Consider the following 16,534-nt stretch of genomic DNA (forward strand, 5'->3'; position numbering starts at 1 on the left):
TCTAATGATTGTCATCAGATGATCTGATAGGTGACCTGATGTCCGCTCCGCTTGATACAGACCAGCTGCAAACCTTCGTCGCCATCGTTGATACGGGAAGCTTCACCAAGGCTGCCGATCGCGTGTTCAAGACGCAAAGCGCGGTTTCCATGCAGATGCGCCGCCTGGAGGAGCGTGTCGGCAAGCAGCTGTTCGTGAAGGACGGGCGCGGCAACCGGTTGACGGCCGAGGGCGAGAAGCTTCTGAACTATGCGCGCCGCATCATCCGGCTGAACAACGAGGCGATTGCCGCCTTCGACGACAACCGTCTGGAGGGAACGCTGCGGATCGGCACGCCGGACGACTATGCCGATCGCTACATGCCGGAAATCATCGGCCGCTTCGCCAAGACGCACCCGAATGTCGAGCTTTACATCGTCTGCGAACCCTCGGTGGATCTTGCGGAAAAAATGGCGCGCGGCGAACTGGATATCGCGCTTGTCACCCACAATCCGCGCGCACGGCAGTCGGATGTGGTGCGCACCGAGCCGCTCTGCTGGGTGGCCTCCGCCAACCATCCGCTGCGCGACGATTCACCGGTGCCGCTGGCGGTCGGGCGTCGCGATTGCAACTGGCGCCAGCTCGCCTGTTCGGCACTCGACGCGGATGGGCGCGATTACCAGGTTCTGTTCACCAGCTGGTCGTCCACCGTTGTCGCGGCGGCCGTTCTGGCGGGCATGGCCGTGTCGGTGCTGCCGGAATCGGCGCTCAGGCCCGGCATGAAGGTTCTTTCACAGCAGGATGGCTTTCCGCCGCTGCCGGCGGTACAGATCGGCCTGATGAAGCGGCCCGGCCTTTCGACCTCGCTGATGACGGCGATCACCGACCACATCACCGCCTGTCTCGACAACATTTCGCCGGCCGTGGCGCCCGATGACCTCGACAACGACATGCGCGCCTTCGGTCGCAACGCGACGCGCCTGCGCAGCGTGCCCCTGATGCCCGGCTGGTAGGGTCTATCTCTCCTTTCCCGTGGCCGGGTGTGGCGCACCGCCGCAAGCAGGTGCGCCACGATGCAGCTGGAAGCCGCCAGAGGTCAGGCGGCGCGGCGCGGCGTGCGCGGCAGGTACTCCTCACGGCGATCATCCGTCAGCCTGAAATCGCCAACCAGATCGGAAAGCTGGCGCGATTTCGAGCGCATCGTCGTCGTGGCAGCGGTTGATTCCTCGACCATTGCGGCATTCTCCTGCGTGGCGCGATCCATCTGGGCAACCGATTCATTGATGTCCTGGATGCCGCTCGCCTGCTCGCGCGCCGAATTGGCAATCGCGGCGATCACCTCGTCGATCTCGCTGACCTTGCGCACAATGCCGCTCAGCGTCTGGCTGGTACTTTCGACCAGCACCACCCCGTGCTTCACCTGATCGGAGCTGGCCGAAATCAGCGACCGGATATCCTTCGCCGCTTCCGCCGAGCGCTGGGCAAGCGCGCGAACCTCAGAGGCAACGACGGCAAAGCCCTTGCCGGCATCACCGGCGCGCGCCGCTTCCACCCCTGCATTGAGCGCCAGAAGATTGGTCTGGAAGGCGATCTCATCGATGACCGAGACGATGCGGGCGATCTCCTGCGAGCTTGTCGCGATCTTGCCCATGGCCTGCTCGGCTTCGATCATGATCTGGCCGGTGCGGCTGACCTCGTCCTTGGTAAACGTGGCCACACGGCTTGCCGTAGCGGCCCCTTCAGAGGTCTTCTGCACCGTCGCCGTCAGTTCGCGCAGCGCGGTGGCGGTCTCCTCCAGTGCCTGCGCCTGCTGCTCGGTACGACGCGACAGGTCCTCGCTGGCGCTCGATACCTCCTCCACGACAGTGCGCAAGTCCGCGACCGTATGGACAATCGTCGTCATCACGCTGTCGAGCGCCTCGGTGGCGCGGTTGAAGTCCCGCCTTGCACCCTCATTCTTCTCCGGCAGAGGCTCACTCATGCGGATGGAGAGGTTGCCATCCGCCAGCGCGTTCAGCGCCTGACCCATCACCTGCATGGCCGAGGCATCGGCTGCGGCATCGGCGGAGCGCTGCCGTTCGAACTCCTCCTGCTGCTGCCGGGTCTCGGCATCGATGTCCTCCACCAGCACATGCACGGCGACCGCGATGTCGGTGAAGATCGATTCCAGGATGCTGCGGACATAGGTTTCGCGTTTGCGAGGCGACCAGCTGGTTTCCCGCATCACGGTCAACGTCCATTCCGCTGCATAGATCGAGGCAGCCTTGACGATGAAATCAGTGAAGCCCGTCTTTTCCGCAATCGAACGGATCACCGGGGCCTGGGTTGCAAAGTAGCGGGAACTGAAATCGCCCTCGCACAGATGCTGAAACTTCACGCGTTCGCGCGCCACGACATCATCTGCCAGAACGGTCGTCGATGAATCAAAATGCTTGTAACACCGCGTACTGACATCCCGCACATGCTTGTCCAGCATCCTGAACAGCTCCTGCCCGATGGCCTTGCGCTCACCGGACCACGGCCTGATGTCATCTTCAATTTTACGCATGAACACCCTCAACACCTAAAAAGATGATTCATGCTCGCAAAACACTCTTAATTTTCTCATCAAGATTGCCGGCAACATCTGACAGGACGCGGCGCGTGCAATGGGCCGCGTCCTGGCGCTGGCGTAGCGTCAGCCCATGTGCCAGCCGTGGCTCACGGTAAACGACTGGCCTGTCAGTGCATTTGTCTCGAAGCCGGCGAGGAACAGCGCCACTTCGGCGACATCCTCCACCGTGGTGAACTGGCCATCCACGGTTTCGCCCAGCATCACCTTCTTGACGACCTCATCCTCGGAAATGCCAAGCGTTGCGGCCTGTTCGGGGATCTGCTTGTCGACAAGCGGCGTGCGCACGAAGCCGGGGCAGATGACATTGGCGCGAATGCCGTGTTCGCCGCCTTCCTTGGCCAGAACCCGGGCAAGACCCAAAAGGCCGTGCTTGGCGGTGACATAGGCGGATTTCAGCGGCGAGGCCTCATGCGAATGCACGGAGCCCATGTAGATCACCGCGCCGCCACCCTGCCGCTTCATATGCGGCACGCAGGCCTTGGTGGTGAGAAAGGCGCCATCCAGATGGATCGCCTGCATCTTCTTCCAGTCGACAAAGGGAAAATCCTCGATGCGATGGACGATCTGGATGCCGGCATTCGAGACAAGAATATCGACGCGACCGAAATGCTGGACGGTTGCGGCAACGCCGGCATTGACCGCCTCCTCGCTCGTCACGTCCATGGCGATGCCGATTGCCTGGCCGGAGCCGAGCGCCGACAGTTCCTGCGCCTTCGTCTCGGCCGCCTCGCGGTTGAGGTCAGCGATCACGACGTTCGCGCCCTCCTCGACATAGCGCCTGGCGATCGCGGCGCCGATGCCGCTCGCCGAGCCGGTGATAATGGCGACTTTACCCTTGAGCTTCATGTCACGTTCTCCTTGCTTTCGCCGCGCGTTGCGGCATGGCAGCCGGCATGTGGTCGGTTGCTCCTTCGTCCCGCGCCGTATCCTGGGCGAGGTCGAAAATCTGGATGCCATTGCGGGGACGCCCGCGTCTTGTCCATTTCGGGTGGGTCAGCGTGCGCATGGCATCGTCATACCCCGCCTTCCAGTTCTCCTCGACGGTGGCGCGCGAGAACTCCGCATCCATGGCATGCGAATCATAGGCGGCGCTGCGATGGATGAGATGAACGAGCGTCACGTCATATTCGACGCCGATGGAGCGCAGGAGTGCCGCATCCTCGTCGTCCTGCAGTTCCGGCGGCAGCTTTTCCAGCAGGCGGCGGGCGGCGCGGCGGATCTTCTGCTTGCGCGCAAACTCGTCCGTGTTCATGCGCGTGCGGCTGGAATAGCGGATCTCCTTGACGCGCGCATCGACCTCCAGCAGATCGCGCGGCATCCGCCCGCGGGCCGGAAACAGGTCCACCTGGAAGATGCAGAGATCGGCATCGTAGCTGTCGGCCGCCAGCACATATTGCAGCGGCGTGTTGGAGACGAGGCCGCCGTCCCAGTAGAATTCGCCATCGATCTCGATCGGCGGGAAACCCGGCGGCAGCGCGCCGGAGGCGGCGACATGGCGGGCGCACAGACGCGTATTGCTGGTGTCGAAATAGGCGAAGTTGCCGGTCTTCACGTTCACCGCGCCGAGACTGACGCGCACCTTGCCGGTGTTGATCCGGTCGAAATCGACCAGCCGCTCCAGCGTCTTCATCAGCGGCTCGGTGTCGTAATGGCTGATGCGGTAATCCGGGTTCAGCAGCATCTGGTAGGGTGTTGCAAGCCGCGGCGAAAAGAAGCCGGGAATGCCCGTCATCGACCCCGCCAGCACCGACCAGTCCTTCAGCATGCGCTTGCCGAAATGATCCTGCGGCATCACCCCGTAATCGAGGCCGGAGGAGACCATGTCCCAGAAATCGCGCAGGTTGCGGACCTTGTGCTCATCCGGGCTGCCGGCAATGATCGCGGAATTGATCGCGCCGATCGAGATGCCCGCCAGCCAGTCCGGCCGGATGCCGTGGCTGTGCAACGCCTCGAAGGTGCCGGCCTGATAGGCGCCGAGCGCGCCGCCACCCTGGAAGACGAGAATATTCTGCAAGGGACGCATGGGAGATTTCCTGATGATCATCTTCGCTTATGCAGCATGTTCCTGTTCAACATGGTGCGACGCGAAGAAAATTTCATCCGCCAGAAGGGGAAACGGCGTTCACAAAGATGGCATGCAGAAAGCCGCCCCCGAGGGAACGGCTTTCCTCTCCTCTCGCAGTCCGATGGCGGTCAGGCTGCCAGATCGAGCACGATACGTCCGTCGATCTTGCCTTCTTCCATGCGGTGGAAGATCTCGTTGATGTTTTCGATCTTGTCCCAGGAGAAATGCGAGGCGACCTTGCCCTCGCCGGCAAACATCAGGCTTTCCTCGAGATCCTGCCTTGTGCCGACGATGGAGCCGCGCACGGTGATGCGCTTCAGCACCGTATCGAAGACCGGCAGCGAGATGAAGCCCGGCGGCAGGCCGACCAGCGACATGGTGCCCTTGGAACGCAGGAATCCGTAGGCCTGCTCCATGGCTTTGGGCGAGACGGCGGTGACGAGGGCGCCATGCACGCCGCCGGTTGCCTTCTGCACCTGTTCGATCGCATCGGCCGCGCGACCGTTGACGGTGACATCGGCGCCGAGTTTCCTTGCCAGTTCGAGCTTGTCATCGAAGATGTCGGCGGCCACCACATGCATGCCCATGGCTTTCGCATATTGCACGGCCATGTGGCCGAGACCGCCTATGCCGGAGATGACCACCCATTCGCCGGGCCGCACCTCGGTTTCCTTCAGGCCCTTGTAGACCGTGACGCCGGCGCAGAGCACGGGCGCGGCGGGGCCGAATGCCAGATTGTCCGGCAGGCGGCCGACATAATCGGGATCAGCCAGACCATATTGCGCAAACGTGCCGTTGACGGAATAGCCGGTGTTCTGCTGGCTGCCGCACAGCGTTTCCCAGCCGGTGCGGCAGGGATTGCAGCAGCCGCAGGCGGTATGCAGCCACGGAACGCCGATACGATCGCCTTCCTTGATGCGGGAGACGCCGGCACCGAGCTTGGCGACATAGCCCACGCCTTCGTGGCCCGGGATGAAAGGCGGGTTCGGCTTGACCGGCCAGTCGCCATTGGCGGCATGCAGGTCGGTATGGCACACGCCGGTCGCTTCGTATTTGACGAGGATCTGGCCCGGACCCGGTTCCGGAATCGGCATGTCCTCGATCACCAGCGGCTTGCCGAATTCGCGCACCACTGCGGCTTTCATCATTGCTGCCATGATCTTCTCCTCGAACGGTCGGCGCCGGTCCCGGCCGGCGCATGATGGGGAGCGGTTGATCCGCACACCACCGTTCTAGAGCAGCTGTCAGCTTTCCGTTTTGATTTGCCGCAAAGCGCGCCGCTTCAGTTGAGCGCCAGCCAAAGCGCCAGCCAGATCCACATGCAGCCAAGCGCCGCCGCCCCCGCCATGAAGGCCAGCCGGCGGTAGCGAATGCGGTTGCTGGTCACGTGGATATAGGTGTGCACGCAGCGGCTCAGCACGAAGAACCAGGCAAGCCCGATGATAACAGGGTTGTCGCCGCTCGTCATGTAGAGCGCCATGCAGACCACATGGAACAGAACCGGCAGTTCGAACTGGTTCTTGAGATTGTTGTGCACGAACAGGCTGTCCGGCGGATCCTGCAGGTTTTCACGGAACTGCGAAACCGTTGCCCGCCCGGCCCTGACCGCCGCCACGCGACGCACGGAGAGAAGAATGTAAAGGAAGAAGACGAGCACCACATGGGCAATCATCGGCCAGATCATGGCTTCGCTTGGCAACATGGCAGGGCCCTTTCCGCTTCTGCACAACGCAAGAAAAAGGCCGCGAACCGATCAGTCCGCGGCCGCATGTCTTATGGCCCCGTCAGTGGCGCAAGCGCAAGACTTCCGTACCGGCGCCGTCCTCGCCGGAAATCGTCCAGACGCCGTCGAGAATGCCGCCCGGCTTGACCTCGTAGATCACCAGCCCGACGCTATCGCCCATCACATAGGCTGCGGAAAACGCATTCTCGTGCAACATGCAGATCCCGACGGAATTGGTAGCCCCCGTCTTCCACTCGATCGAGCAGGTGGTTTCGCTGGTCAGCGAAATCCGGGCCGTGCCGCTATATTCGGAACCGTCCAGATTGGTGCCGGAAACGCTATAGGTCCCCGCTTCCACTGTCTGTGCCTGCGCACAGGAAAATGACGCACCGACAAGCAGTGCGCCAGCAATCAGTCTCTTCATGAAGTCCCCCGAAATGCCGGCAGGATTGCCAGCACCGGGAGAATACGCAAGCCTTGCCGACTGGCAATGGGGGCCAGTCGCCGCGCACCCGTCAGCAGGCTTCAGCTGCCGGCGCCCGGATAGTTCGGACTTTCGCGGGTAATCGTCACGCCATGCGGATGGCTTTCGCGCAAACCGGCGCCGGAAATGCGCACGAAGGTGGCCTTTTCCTGGAAATCCCTGAGATCCTTGCCGCCGACATAGCCCATGGCCGCCTTGAGGCCGCCGGCCAGCTGGTGCAGCACGGCAGAAACCGGACCCTTGTAGGGTACCTGGCCCTCGATGCCTTCCGGCACCAGCTTCAGCGTGTCGCGCACTTCCGCCTGGAAGTAGCGGTCCGCCGAGCCGCGCGCCATGGCGCCGACCGAGCCCATGCCGCGATAGGCCTTGAAGGAACGGCCCTGGTAGAGATAGACCTCGCCCGGGCTTTCGTCCGTGCCGGCGAGAAGCGAGCCGACCATGACGGCCGACGCGCCGGCGGCAATCGCCTTGGCCACATCACCCGAGAACTTGATGCCGCCATCGGCAATGACCGGAATGCCGTGCTTGTTGGCCTCCTCGACGGCAGCCATGACGGCAGCGAGCTGCGGCACGCCGACGCCGGCAACGATGCGGGTGGTGCAGATCGAGCCCGGGCCGATGCCGACCTTGATGCAATCGGCGCCGGCATCGATCAGGGCGCGGGTACCATCGCCGGTCGCAACATTGCCCGCGATGATGCGGACGGAGTTCGTCATCTGCTTGACGGCAGCGACCGCATCGAGAACCTTCTGTGAGTGACCATGCGCGGTATCGACGACGATGACATCGACGCCGGCCTCGATCAGGCGCTCGGCGCGCTCGCGGCCATCATCGCCGGTGGAAATGGCAGCGGCCACGCGCAGGCGTCCCTGTGCGTCCTTCGAGGCATGCGGATTGAGCTGCGACTTCTCGATATCCTTCACGGTGATCAGGCCGACGCAGTGACCATGACCATCCACCACCAGGAGCTTCTCGATGCGGTGCTTGTGCAGGAGGCGCTTGGCTTCCGCCTGATCGACGCTTTCCTTGACGGTGACGAGGCCTTCGCGCGTCATCAGCTCATAGATCTTCTGGCCGGGATCGGAAGCGAAGCGCACGTCGCGGTTGGTGAGGATGCCGACCAGACGGCCGGTCTTGTGTCCGCCGGCACCGCCGTTTTCGACCACCGGAATGCCGGAAATGCCGTGCGCCTTCATCAGCGAGAGCGCTTCGGCGAGCGTCGCATCCGGACCGATCGTGACCGGATTGACGACCATGCCGCTTTCGAACTTCTTGACCTGCCGAACCTCCTCGGCCTGTTCGACGGGCGTCAGGTTGCGGTGGATGACACCGATGCCGCCGGACTGGGCCATGGCAATCGCAAGGCGGCTTTCCGTCACCGTGTCCATGGCAGAGGAGAGGATCGGCAGGTTCAGCTCGATGTCCTGGGCGATCCGCGTGGCGATATTGGTCTGCGCCGGAAGGACTTCGGAATGACCCGGCTGCAGCAGCACGTCATCGAAGGTGAGCGCCTCGGCGCCGGTGGCGGATTCTACAATGCGGGCCATGCCAATTTCCTTCAGTAAAAGAAAGAGCGGTCCGGCGGGAGGGGCCGGAAGCGATCTTCGGGAATGGGAAGTTGGCGAGGGCTGGTAACACGCTTATGACGGGAAGGGAATAGGAAAAACCCCGAGCCCGCCTCCGTCCCTTCGCTTCGGCGTGAGCCACGGCAGCGGATGGCGCGTGCCCCGCCCCTTGCGATCATGCGAGATGCCTCATGAGACGGCATCTGTCCGGCTGGTCGTGCCGGCCTTTCGTACCGGCGGCACATTCCCCTGCCTCATCGAAGCGGACAGGATTGTCGACGAACAAACACCCAACAGGGCCCTCCCCGCAGAGGCATGACCCCGCGGACGCGTGCCGCGGGATCATGCTGAGGACAACGGATCAGATGTCAAACTGGTAGCTCTTCGGCACGAAGCGATAGCCGGTCTCGCGCTTTTCCACATAGCCGACCGAGGGGAAGGGCATGTGATAGCCGAGGAAGGCGACGCGGTCGGTGGCGATCATGTCGAACACCGTCTTGCGGGTCTTCGCCGCCATCTCCTTGTTCATGTCGAAGCGGACTTCCCATTCCGGGCGCTGCAGCGACAGAACGTAATGATTGGCGGTATCGGCCGTCAGCACCAGCCGGCGGCCGGCCGATTCGACGTGGAAGATCATGTGACCGGGGGTGTGGCCGAAGGCGTTCATGCCGGTGATGCCCGGAACGACGGTCGCACCATCGCCGATGAAGGTCATCTTTTCGGCGAGCGGCTTCACACTGGCAAGCACCGCCTTCTGGCCGCCTTCCGCCGGCGTGCCGGCACGCTCCGCGCTGGTCCAGAAATCATATTCCGTCTTGCCGGTGACATAGCGGGCATTCGGGAAGGCGGGCTTGCCGTCCTCCATCAGGCCGCCGATGTGATCGCCATGCAGATGGGTCAGGACAACGACGGTGACATCTTCCGGCCGGTAACCCGCCGCCTTCATGCCGTCGAGCAGACGACCGGTGCCCTGCGCACGGCCGCTGGCGCCGAAACCGGTATCGAACAGCACAAGCTCGTTTCCGGCCCGGATCAATGTCGGCGCGAAGGAATTGACGAAATTGTCGGCGGGCAGGAAATTTTCCTTGAGAAGGTCTGCGACGGCCTCCGGGCTCTGGTTGGTACCGAAGGTCTCGTTCGGCTTGCCGGAGGCGCGGCCACCGTCTCGCACCACGAGAACCTCGAATTCGCCGAGCTTGAACCTGTCGGTCTGGGGCAGCATCGTTGCGGGTATTGCTGCTGTCATCTTTCCATCCGTGGCGGGTTGCGTCGTCCCCTGTGTCCCCTGCGCCAGCGCCTGCCCCGACAGAAGTGCCGGTGCGGCCAGAATGCCTGCTCCGGCGGATCCCAGAAGGACCCGCCGCCCCATCTTCATCTGTGCCATGTCAACCTCCAATATGCGCAACCGGCCGCGCGTCTCGTCCCATCGCCGGTGGTTGCAGAGATATGCAGCCGATGCCCGAGGAAAATGCCTCTCACGTAGTCGTGATGCCGGCAGCCGGACAGAAGAAATTGTATGGCGGGACGGACCAAGGAAGCGTAGGAACGGGGCGCCCGCCGCTGACATGAAGCCATCCCCTATGAACCGCATCGTTCCGCTTATTCTCGCCGTCGCGCTCTTCATGGAGCACATGGATTCCACGGTGATTTCCACCGCCCTGCCGGCCATTGCCACCGATCTCGGCGTCAGCCCCATCACCCTCAAGCTGGCCTTGACCTCCTACATGGTGTCGCTCGCCGTCTTCATTCCGATCAGCGGCTGGATGGCCGACAAGTTCGGTGCCAAGAACATTTTCCGGATGGCGATCGCCGTCTTCGTGACCGGCTCCATCTTCTGCGCCATGTCCTCCTCGGTGCTGGCCTTCGTGATGGCGCGCTTCCTGCAGGGCATGGGCGGCGCGATGATGACGCCGGTCGGACGTCTCGTTTTGTTGCGGACCACCGATCGCAAGGACCTCGTCTCGGCCATGTCACTGCTGACCATTCCCGCGCTGGTCGGCCCGCTGACCGGCCCGCCGATCGGCGGCTTCATCACCACCTATTTCACCTGGCACTGGATCTTCCTGATCAACGTGCCGATCGGCATCATCGGCATCTGGCTGTCCTCGATCCACCTGCCGGACATCCCGGCGCGCGGCGCGCCGCCGCTCGACATGGCGGGTTTTGTCCTGACAGCGCTTGCCGCCTCCGGGATCGTTTTCGGACTCTCCGTCGTCAGCCTGCCGGCCCTGCCGCCCTATGTCGGCATCAGCGCCGCCGTGATCGGCTTTGCCTGCGGCGCGCTTTATATCGGCCATGCCCGGCGCCATCAGAACCCGATCCTGACGCTGACGCTGTTTCGCAACACCGCTTTCCGCGCCTCCGTTACCGCCGGCACCCTGTTTCGCATCGCGACCGGTGCCGTGCCCTTCCTGATGCCACTGATGCTGCAGCTGAGCTTCGGCATGACACCCTTCCAGTCCGGCCTCACCACCTTCGCCGGTGCCGCGGGTGCCATGGCGGTCAAATTCATGGCCAAGCGCACCTTCGCGGCCACCGGCTTCCGAAGCGCGCTGCTCGGTGCCTGCGTGGCCGGCTCCGCGATGACGGCGATCAACGGCTTCTTCACGCCGGCGACCCCTGCCCTGCTGATCACCTTCTTCCTGTTTGCCTCCGGCCTTGCCCGCTCGCTGTTCTTCACCGGTGTGAATGCGCTCGGCTATTCGGAAATCGGGGATGCGGAGGCAAGCCAGGCCACCTCGATCAGCTCCGTCATGCAGCAGATCAGCCTGGCGCTCGGCGTTGCCTTCGCTGCGCTGGTGCTGGAAACCTCGTCCTACCTGTCGGGCACGCATCTCGAGCTGGCGGATTTCCATCTCGCCTTCTTCATCGTGTCGGCCATTTCGCTGTGCGCCTGCCTGCCGGTTCTGGCCCTGCATCCGCAGACGGGCGCCGGCGTTTCCGGCCACCGGCGCTACCAGCCGAGGGCGGCAGAAGCGCCGGGCGAGTAAGCTTTATTCCGACAGCACGTCGTCCTGCGCGGCGTCTGCGTCCTGAGCCTCCTCGGCAGCCGTCGGCCGGCGGCCCTTGAACCCCTTGGCGAGCAAGAACATCTCGACGGATTCCGAGCGCGACGAGGCCGGCTTGATGTGCAGCACCTGGCGGAAATTCTGCTTGAGCATGGAGAGAAGCTCCCGCTCCGTGCCACCCTGGAAGGTTTTGGCCAGGAAATGGCCGCCTTCGGCCAGCACCTCCACGGCAAAATAGGCCGCCACCTCGCACAGATGCATGGTGCGCAGATGGTCTGTTTTCTGGTGACCGGTGGTCGGCGCCGCCATGTCGGAGATGACGAGATCCGGCGTGCCGCCCACCGCCTCCAGCAGTTTTTCCGGGGCGGATGGATCGAGGAAGTCGAGCTGCAGGATCTTGACGCCCGGGATCGGCACGACTTCGAGGAAATCGATGGCGGCGACGCGGATATCCTCCTCCGTCGAGCCCGTCACCTTGGCAGCGATCTGCGACCAGCTGCCGGGGGCGGCGCCAAGATCGATGATGCGCCGCGCGCCCTTCAGAATCTGGTGCTTCTCGTCGATCTCCAGCAGCTTGAAGGCGGCACGGGCGCGATAGCCTTCCAGCTTTGCGCGCTGCACATAGGGATCGTTGATGTGACGCTCGAGCCAGCGGCGGGACGAGGCCTTCAGCTTGCCCTTCTTCACCTTCTGGCCGAGCTTGCGGCCGATGGGGGCTTTGGTCATCGGTTCTTCTCCGTAGCTGTGCGCGGCGCGCTTTCCGCCGGGCGGCGGCGCATCCGGCGCCACACACCGTCATCGGCCATCATGTCGGTCAATAGCCCCTCGCGCAAACCGCGGTCGGCCACCCGCATGCGACGGCTTGGCCAGCGGCGGCGAATGGCCTCCAGAATGGCACAGCCCGCCAGCACCAGATCCGCCCTGTCCGGCCCGATGCAGGGGTTGGCGGCGCGCCCGTCGAAATCCCAGGACAGCAGCCTTGCCTGCATGGCCGACACCTCGTGATCGGCCAGCCAGAGGCCATCCACCTTGCGCCGGTCATAACGCGGCAGATCGAGATGCACGCCGGCCAGCGTCGTCACCGTGCCGGAGGTGCCGATCAGATGAAAATCCTCTTCCGCCTCCTCCTCCAGCGAGGGGCAGTGGAAGCCGGCCAGCATGCCTTCCACCTCCGCCACCATGGCGGCAAAAACGTCGGGCGTGACATTGCGCCCGCCATGCCGCTCCGACAGCGTCACGACGCCAACGGGCAGCGAGGTCCAGTGGGTGATATGGTTGGCGAGCCGCGAGGAGCGGTTGTCGCGAATGCGGATCACGGCGATCTCGGAGGAGCCGCCGCCGATATCGAACAGCACGACGGAGCGCGCTTCTCGCCCGACCAGTGACGAGCAGCCGGACACCGCCAGCCGCGCTTCGGTTTCGCGGTCGATGATTTCCAGTTCCAGCCCGGTTTCGCGCGTGACGCGCTCCAGAAACGCCTCGCCATTGACGGCCGCGCGGCAGGCTTCGGTGGCAATCAGGCGCATGCGGCGGATCGGCCGGTGCGCGAGCTTCGAGGCGCAGATGCGCAGCGCCTCAACGGCGCGATCCATCGCCTCGTCCGAGAGCCGGCCCGTCTTCGCCAGCCCCTCGCCGAGGCGCACGATGCGCGAAAACGCATCCACCACGCGAAACTGACCGGGCCGTGTCGGCTGGGCAATCAGCAGGCGGCAATTGTTGGTGCCGAGATCGAGCGCGGCATAGAGATCGTCCGGATGGGAGCGGGAGCGGGCACCTTCAGCCGCCTCGACCACACCGCGGGCGCGCACCTCTGACGCATGGCGATGCGGGGCCGTGTGCCCCTGTTCATGCCCGTGACCGTGACCGTGACCGTGACCGTGACCGTGACCGTGACCGTGACCGTGACCGTGAGAATGCCCGCTCGCATGACCATGTCCATGCCCCCGCGCCGAATGGGCAGAAACCGCGTCCGCATGGGTTGCGCCAGCGGCGGACGCGATCGACGAGAGCGAGACATGCGCGCCCTGCCCCCTGCCCGACCCAGGCTTGCCGGATGTGGCGAGCGGCCGCCCCTGCGGCCCGCGGGCTTCACTTTTCTTGCGACCGCGCTTGCGCCGACGGCCTGGCGACGCGCCACGTCCCTCTACGCCCGCAGATAAAGATGCGGAAGTGGCCGCCGCCACGGCCTTCTGGCCGGGCGTGACCGTTTCACTTTCGGGATACGGCGAGGCCGCTGCACCGGATTGCCCGCCTTGCGTTGCACGCGCACGCCGGCGCTTGCGCTTTCGGGGAGGACCACCGGTCTTGTCGTCCGGACGTCGGGCATCAGAGGCTTCCGCCTTCACGACACCATGCGCAACGGCTGCGGAAAACGGCTTGCCGTTCCGCTTGGCCTTTCGGCGCCGTCCGGCCTTGCCATCCGGTCGCCCCGCTGCCGACGCCCCGCCTTCGGGCGGCTTTCCGCCGCTGTCGGGGTTCATCACTGCTCTATCCATCATGCCGCGCAAGGCCATTGAAGGCGCGCTGCGGCTTTCATCGTTTCGTTGATGACAGGATAACAGCAGCCGACGCTTTCGCCAACGACTTTGTGCCACACTCCGCGCCCGCGTCCCGCACACCTGCAACCGGTGCAGTCGCACCTGCCTTGCAAACGCGTTTGCCTGCCCTCGCCGCTTTCTCCACAGCCTGTCAAAAAAGTGCAATTTCTGCTCTTGAACACGGGGCAGAATCTGGTAGAAGGCACCCACCGAAGCGGTTCGGCCCGCAGGAAGCACCTGACCTTGGCCAAATAATCGCTCTTCAGTTCGGAGTTCATCTTCGACCTGCTGGGGAATAGTTCAACGGTAGAACGGCGGACTCTGACTCCGTTAATCTTGGTTCGAATCCAGGTTCCCCAGCCAATTCTTCCCTAAATGAGTAGAACTGCTTTATTTCAAGTCGTGCCCGACCCTGTTTTGGCATCTCAGCCATCTTGACTTTTTGCAAACTCGCGGGCCGTGCCCAAAAACGCTTTCATCGCGGCGGAAAGATTTCGGCGGCCGGGATAGTAGAGGCAAAGTCCACCGAACGGCGGCGTCCAGTCTTCCATCAGACGGACAAGGCGTCCCGCCTTCAACTCTTCGGCAACCCCTTCCTCCATGAAGCAGCCGATGCCGATGCCGTCTATGGCGGCAGCGCAGGCAACACTCGTTTCGTCAAGTGTCAGGTTCCCCGGAACATCAGTCTGCACGGCCTCTCCGTTCTTCTCGAACCGCCAGCGGAACAGGGATCCGTCCGGCAGGCGGACACGGATACAGTTGTGGTTGAAGAGATCCGAAGGGGTCTGGGGCTTGCCCATCCGCTCCACGTAACCTGGCGATGCCACGATCGCATAGCGCTGCAGGCGGCCGAGCGGGACAGCAATCATGTCGCTTGGCACAAGCGCCGCCACGCGCACACCGAGATCGAAGCCGTCGGCAACGATATCCACGAGCCGCGCTTCCGTCACGAGATCGACATGCACGGCAGGATAACGACGCACGAAACCGGTGATCAGCGGTGAGATGATCTGCCGTGCGGCAAAGGGCGCGGCATTGATCCGGATCGTGCCGCTCGGCTCGTCCCGCTGGGAACGAACCACCTGGAGCGCGCCGTGAATGTCCTGAAGAGCTGGCCCCACCTCTTCCACGAAAAGCCTTCCCGCATCGGTCAGCGAGACGCTCCGCGTCGTCCGATTGAACAGACGCAGGCCGAGCTGGCTCTCCAGCCGGCCGATCATATGGCTGAGGGCTGTCGTGGACATGCCCATGTCGATAGCCGCGGCACGAAACGTTCCACGTCGCGCAATGGCGAGAACGGCGCTCAATTCGTGCAGGCCGGCTGTCTCCATTATCCCGATTCCTTCATCACCTCATAACGCACTGTCCCGCTTATCTTTATGGATGCCAAGCCTTAAGTCTACTTCCATCACGACTACCCAACGGAGACGATCATGAAGATGCCTGCAGTCATTGAGGCCTTTTTTGCGGCAGACCACCAGAACGGACAGAACGTTCTACAGTCCCTGTTCACGCCGCAGGCCGTCGTTTCCGACGAGCGAACCAGCCATTTGGGGACTGATGCAATTACATCCTGGTGGATGGCAGCGAAGGAGAAATACCGCCATAGCACCAAGCCTCTGGATGCCGAAAAACGAGATGGGGAGCATGTCGTGCGCGGCGAGGTGACGGGACAGTTCCCGGGCAGCCCTATCGTCCTCACCTACCGCTTCCGCCTGGACGGTGACAAGATTGCAGCGCTGGAGATCGGCTGATGAAAGACTTTATCGACCTGAAAGACAAGCGCGTGCTTGTGACGGCTGGAACGAAGGGCACCGGTGCAGCAACAGTGGACCTTTTCCGGCAATTGGGTGCAGCGGTCATCACGACGGCACGTTCGCAGCCGGCAGATATGCCGGCCAGCCAATTTATTGCTGCCGACCTGACGAGCGAAGAGGGATGCAAAACGGTCGCTGACACCGTGCGGGAGCGGCTTGGTGGACTGGACATCATTGTCCACATGCTGGGCGGGTCGTCAGCACCGGGCGGCGGGTTTCAGGCCTTGACCGAAGATCTTTGGCGAAAAGAGCTGGACCTCAACCTATTTCCGGCCGTCCGCCTCGATCGACTGCTTTTGCCCGACATGATCGCTCAGTGCCAGGGCGTCGTCATCCATGTCTCGTCCATCCAGAGGCTAATGCCACTGTCGGAGGCAACAACCGCCTATGCGGCGGCCAAGGCGGCCCTCTCGACCTATAGCAAAAGCCTGTCAAAGGAAGTGTCTCCGAAGGGCGTCCGCGTCCTGCGGGTCTCGCCCGGCTGGATCATGACCGACGCATCTGTCCATCTGGCCGAACGGCTGGCGAAGGAGGCCGGAACCGACGTCGAAGGGGGCAAGCGGCTGATCATGGACAGTCTCGGCGGTATTCCGATCGGCCGTCCTTCCAGCCCGGAAGATGTCGCCAGCCTCATTGCCTTTCTCGCCTCTGATCGCGCCGCCACGATCACGGGCGTGGAATATGTCATCGACGGCGGGACAGTGCCGACGGTCTAGAAGCTGCCTCTGCCTGTATCGCCTGC

Annotated in this window: 15 protein-coding genes and 1 tRNA gene; 5 read left to right on the top strand and 11 right to left on the bottom strand. The window is 63.4% G+C overall.

The window, feature by feature from the left end; all coding sequences use genetic code 11:
- The first annotated feature begins 38 nt into the window (after positions 1–38).
- Positions 39–992, top strand: coding sequence for a LysR substrate-binding domain-containing protein (locus F3H95_RS03495; RefSeq protein WP_149744941.1), 954 nt, complete (start codon positions 39–41; stop codon positions 990–992).
- A gap of 83 nt (positions 993–1,075) precedes the next feature.
- Here the strand turns inward: F3H95_RS03495 and F3H95_RS03500 are convergent, their stop codons facing one another.
- From F3H95_RS03500 to F3H95_RS03535, 8 genes are all read right to left on the bottom strand, one after another.
- Positions 1,076–2,527 carry a methyl-accepting chemotaxis protein gene (locus tag F3H95_RS03500; RefSeq protein WP_149744942.1) on the bottom strand — a complete coding sequence of 484 codons (1,452 nt, stop codon included), beginning with the start codon at positions 2,525–2,527 and terminating at the stop codon, positions 1,076–1,078.
- Between the two features lie 129 nt (positions 2,528–2,656).
- A complete protein-coding gene (locus tag F3H95_RS03505) occupies positions 2,657–3,439 on the bottom strand; it encodes a 3-hydroxybutyrate dehydrogenase (protein ID WP_149744943.1) in 783 nt (260 codons plus the stop codon).
- Between the two features lies 1 nt (position 3,440).
- Positions 3,441–4,616 (bottom strand): patatin-like phospholipase family protein, encoded by a 1,176-nt coding sequence (locus F3H95_RS03510; RefSeq protein ID WP_143125106.1) that lies wholly within the window; start codon positions 4,614–4,616, stop codon positions 3,441–3,443.
- 170 nt (positions 4,617–4,786) lie between these two features.
- Positions 4,787–5,815: an alcohol dehydrogenase AdhP gene (gene adhP, locus F3H95_RS03515; protein WP_149744944.1), complete on the bottom strand. Its 1,029-nt coding sequence runs from the start codon at positions 5,813–5,815 to the stop codon at positions 4,787–4,789.
- A 125-nt stretch (positions 5,816–5,940) separates the two neighbouring features.
- Positions 5,941–6,360, bottom strand: coding sequence for an MAPEG family protein (locus F3H95_RS03520; protein WP_143125108.1), 420 nt, complete (start codon positions 6,358–6,360; stop codon positions 5,941–5,943).
- An 82-nt stretch (positions 6,361–6,442) separates the two neighbouring features.
- The gene (locus tag F3H95_RS03525) at positions 6,443–6,805 is read right to left on the bottom strand and encodes a hypothetical protein (protein WP_143125109.1); all 363 of its coding nucleotides are present in this window, start codon (positions 6,803–6,805) and stop codon (positions 6,443–6,445) included.
- Positions 6,806–6,906: 101 nt separating this feature from the next.
- Positions 6,907–8,412, bottom strand: a complete 1,506-nt coding sequence (guaB, locus tag F3H95_RS03530; RefSeq protein WP_143125110.1) for an IMP dehydrogenase — start codon at positions 8,410–8,412, stop codon at positions 6,907–6,909.
- Between the two features lie 379 nt (positions 8,413–8,791).
- Positions 8,792–9,814 (bottom strand): MBL fold metallo-hydrolase, encoded by a 1,023-nt coding sequence (locus F3H95_RS03535; RefSeq protein ID WP_188134282.1) that lies wholly within the window; start codon positions 9,812–9,814, stop codon positions 8,792–8,794.
- 196 nt (positions 9,815–10,010) lie between these two features.
- Here F3H95_RS03535 and F3H95_RS03540 point away from each other — a divergent pair, with 196 nt between their 5' ends.
- Entirely contained in the window at positions 10,011–11,420 is a 1,410-nt protein-coding gene (locus tag F3H95_RS03540; RefSeq protein WP_149744945.1) for an MFS transporter, read from the top strand.
- A 3-nt stretch (positions 11,421–11,423) separates the two neighbouring features.
- Here the strand turns inward: F3H95_RS03540 and F3H95_RS03545 are convergent, their stop codons facing one another.
- Together F3H95_RS03545 and F3H95_RS03550 are read right to left on the bottom strand one after the other, a co-directional pair.
- On the bottom strand, positions 11,424–12,164 hold the full coding sequence (locus F3H95_RS03545; protein WP_143125112.1) for an RlmE family RNA methyltransferase: 741 nt from the start codon (positions 12,162–12,164) through the stop codon (positions 11,424–11,426).
- A complete protein-coding gene (locus F3H95_RS03550; protein ID WP_244617859.1) occupies positions 12,161–13,921 on the bottom strand; it encodes a Ppx/GppA phosphatase family protein in 1,761 nt (586 codons plus the stop codon). The genes F3H95_RS03545 and F3H95_RS03550 overlap by 4 nt, the downstream gene beginning before the upstream one ends.
- 343 nt (positions 13,922–14,264) lie before the next feature.
- Here F3H95_RS03550 and F3H95_RS03555 point away from each other — a divergent pair.
- Positions 14,265–14,338 (top strand) — tRNA-Gln (locus F3H95_RS03555).
- A gap of 62 nt (positions 14,339–14,400) precedes the next feature.
- Here F3H95_RS03555 and F3H95_RS03560 read toward each other — a convergent pair.
- Positions 14,401–15,306 (bottom strand): LysR family transcriptional regulator, encoded by a 906-nt coding sequence (locus tag F3H95_RS03560; RefSeq protein ID WP_149744947.1) that lies wholly within the window; start codon positions 15,304–15,306, stop codon positions 14,401–14,403.
- 102 nt (positions 15,307–15,408) lie between these two features.
- Here F3H95_RS03560 and F3H95_RS03565 point away from each other — a divergent pair, with 102 nt between their 5' ends.
- Both F3H95_RS03565 and F3H95_RS03570 read left to right on the top strand, forming a co-directional pair.
- Positions 15,409–15,729 (top strand): nuclear transport factor 2 family protein, encoded by a 321-nt coding sequence (locus tag F3H95_RS03565; protein WP_149744948.1) that lies wholly within the window; start codon positions 15,409–15,411, stop codon positions 15,727–15,729.
- Positions 15,729–16,508, top strand: a complete 780-nt coding sequence (locus F3H95_RS03570; protein ID WP_149744949.1) for an SDR family oxidoreductase — start codon at positions 15,729–15,731, stop codon at positions 16,506–16,508. The genes F3H95_RS03565 and F3H95_RS03570 overlap by 1 nt, the downstream gene beginning before the upstream one ends.
- Positions 16,509–16,534 lie beyond the last annotated feature (26 nt).

This window comes from Rhizobium sp. RU35A (assembly GCF_900156005.1).
Taxonomy (GTDB): Bacteria; Pseudomonadota; Alphaproteobacteria; order Rhizobiales; family Rhizobiaceae; genus Neorhizobium; species Neorhizobium straminoryzae.

Excerpts from the sequence above, each read along its gene's own strand:
- F3H95_RS03500 (WP_149744942.1), bottom strand. The coding sequence starts at position 2,527 with ATGCGTAAAATTGAAGATGACATCAGGCCGTGGTCCGGTGAGCGCAAG.
- adhP (WP_149744944.1), bottom strand. The coding sequence starts at position 5,815 with ATGGCAGCAATGATGAAAGCCGCAGTGGTGCGCGAATTCGGCAAGCCG.
- F3H95_RS03505 (WP_149744943.1), bottom strand. The coding sequence starts at position 3,439 with ATGAAGCTCAAGGGTAAAGTCGCCATTATCACCGGCTCGGCGAGCGGC.
- F3H95_RS03520 (WP_143125108.1), bottom strand. The coding sequence starts at position 6,360 with ATGTTGCCAAGCGAAGCCATGATCTGGCCGATGATTGCCCATGTGGTG.
- F3H95_RS03510 (WP_143125106.1), bottom strand. The coding sequence starts at position 4,616 with ATGCGTCCCTTGCAGAATATTCTCGTCTTCCAGGGTGGCGGCGCGCTC.
- F3H95_RS03525 (WP_143125109.1), bottom strand. The coding sequence starts at position 6,805 with ATGAAGAGACTGATTGCTGGCGCACTGCTTGTCGGTGCGTCATTTTCC.
- F3H95_RS03545 (WP_143125112.1), bottom strand. The coding sequence starts at position 12,164 with ATGACCAAAGCCCCCATCGGCCGCAAGCTCGGCCAGAAGGTGAAGAAG.
- F3H95_RS03565 (WP_149744948.1), top strand. The coding sequence starts at position 15,409 with ATGAAGATGCCTGCAGTCATTGAGGCCTTTTTTGCGGCAGACCACCAG.
- F3H95_RS03540 (WP_149744945.1), top strand. The coding sequence starts at position 10,011 with ATGAACCGCATCGTTCCGCTTATTCTCGCCGTCGCGCTCTTCATGGAG.
- F3H95_RS03495 (WP_149744941.1), top strand. The coding sequence starts at position 39 with ATGTCCGCTCCGCTTGATACAGACCAGCTGCAAACCTTCGTCGCCATC.
- F3H95_RS03560 (WP_149744947.1), bottom strand. The coding sequence starts at position 15,306 with ATGGAGACAGCCGGCCTGCACGAATTGAGCGCCGTTCTCGCCATTGCG.
- guaB (WP_143125110.1), bottom strand. The coding sequence starts at position 8,412 with ATGGCCCGCATTGTAGAATCCGCCACCGGCGCCGAGGCGCTCACCTTC.
- F3H95_RS03535 (WP_188134282.1), bottom strand. The coding sequence starts at position 9,814 with ATGGCACAGATGAAGATGGGGCGGCGGGTCCTTCTGGGATCCGCCGGA.
- F3H95_RS03570 (WP_149744949.1), top strand. The coding sequence starts at position 15,729 with ATGAAAGACTTTATCGACCTGAAAGACAAGCGCGTGCTTGTGACGGCT.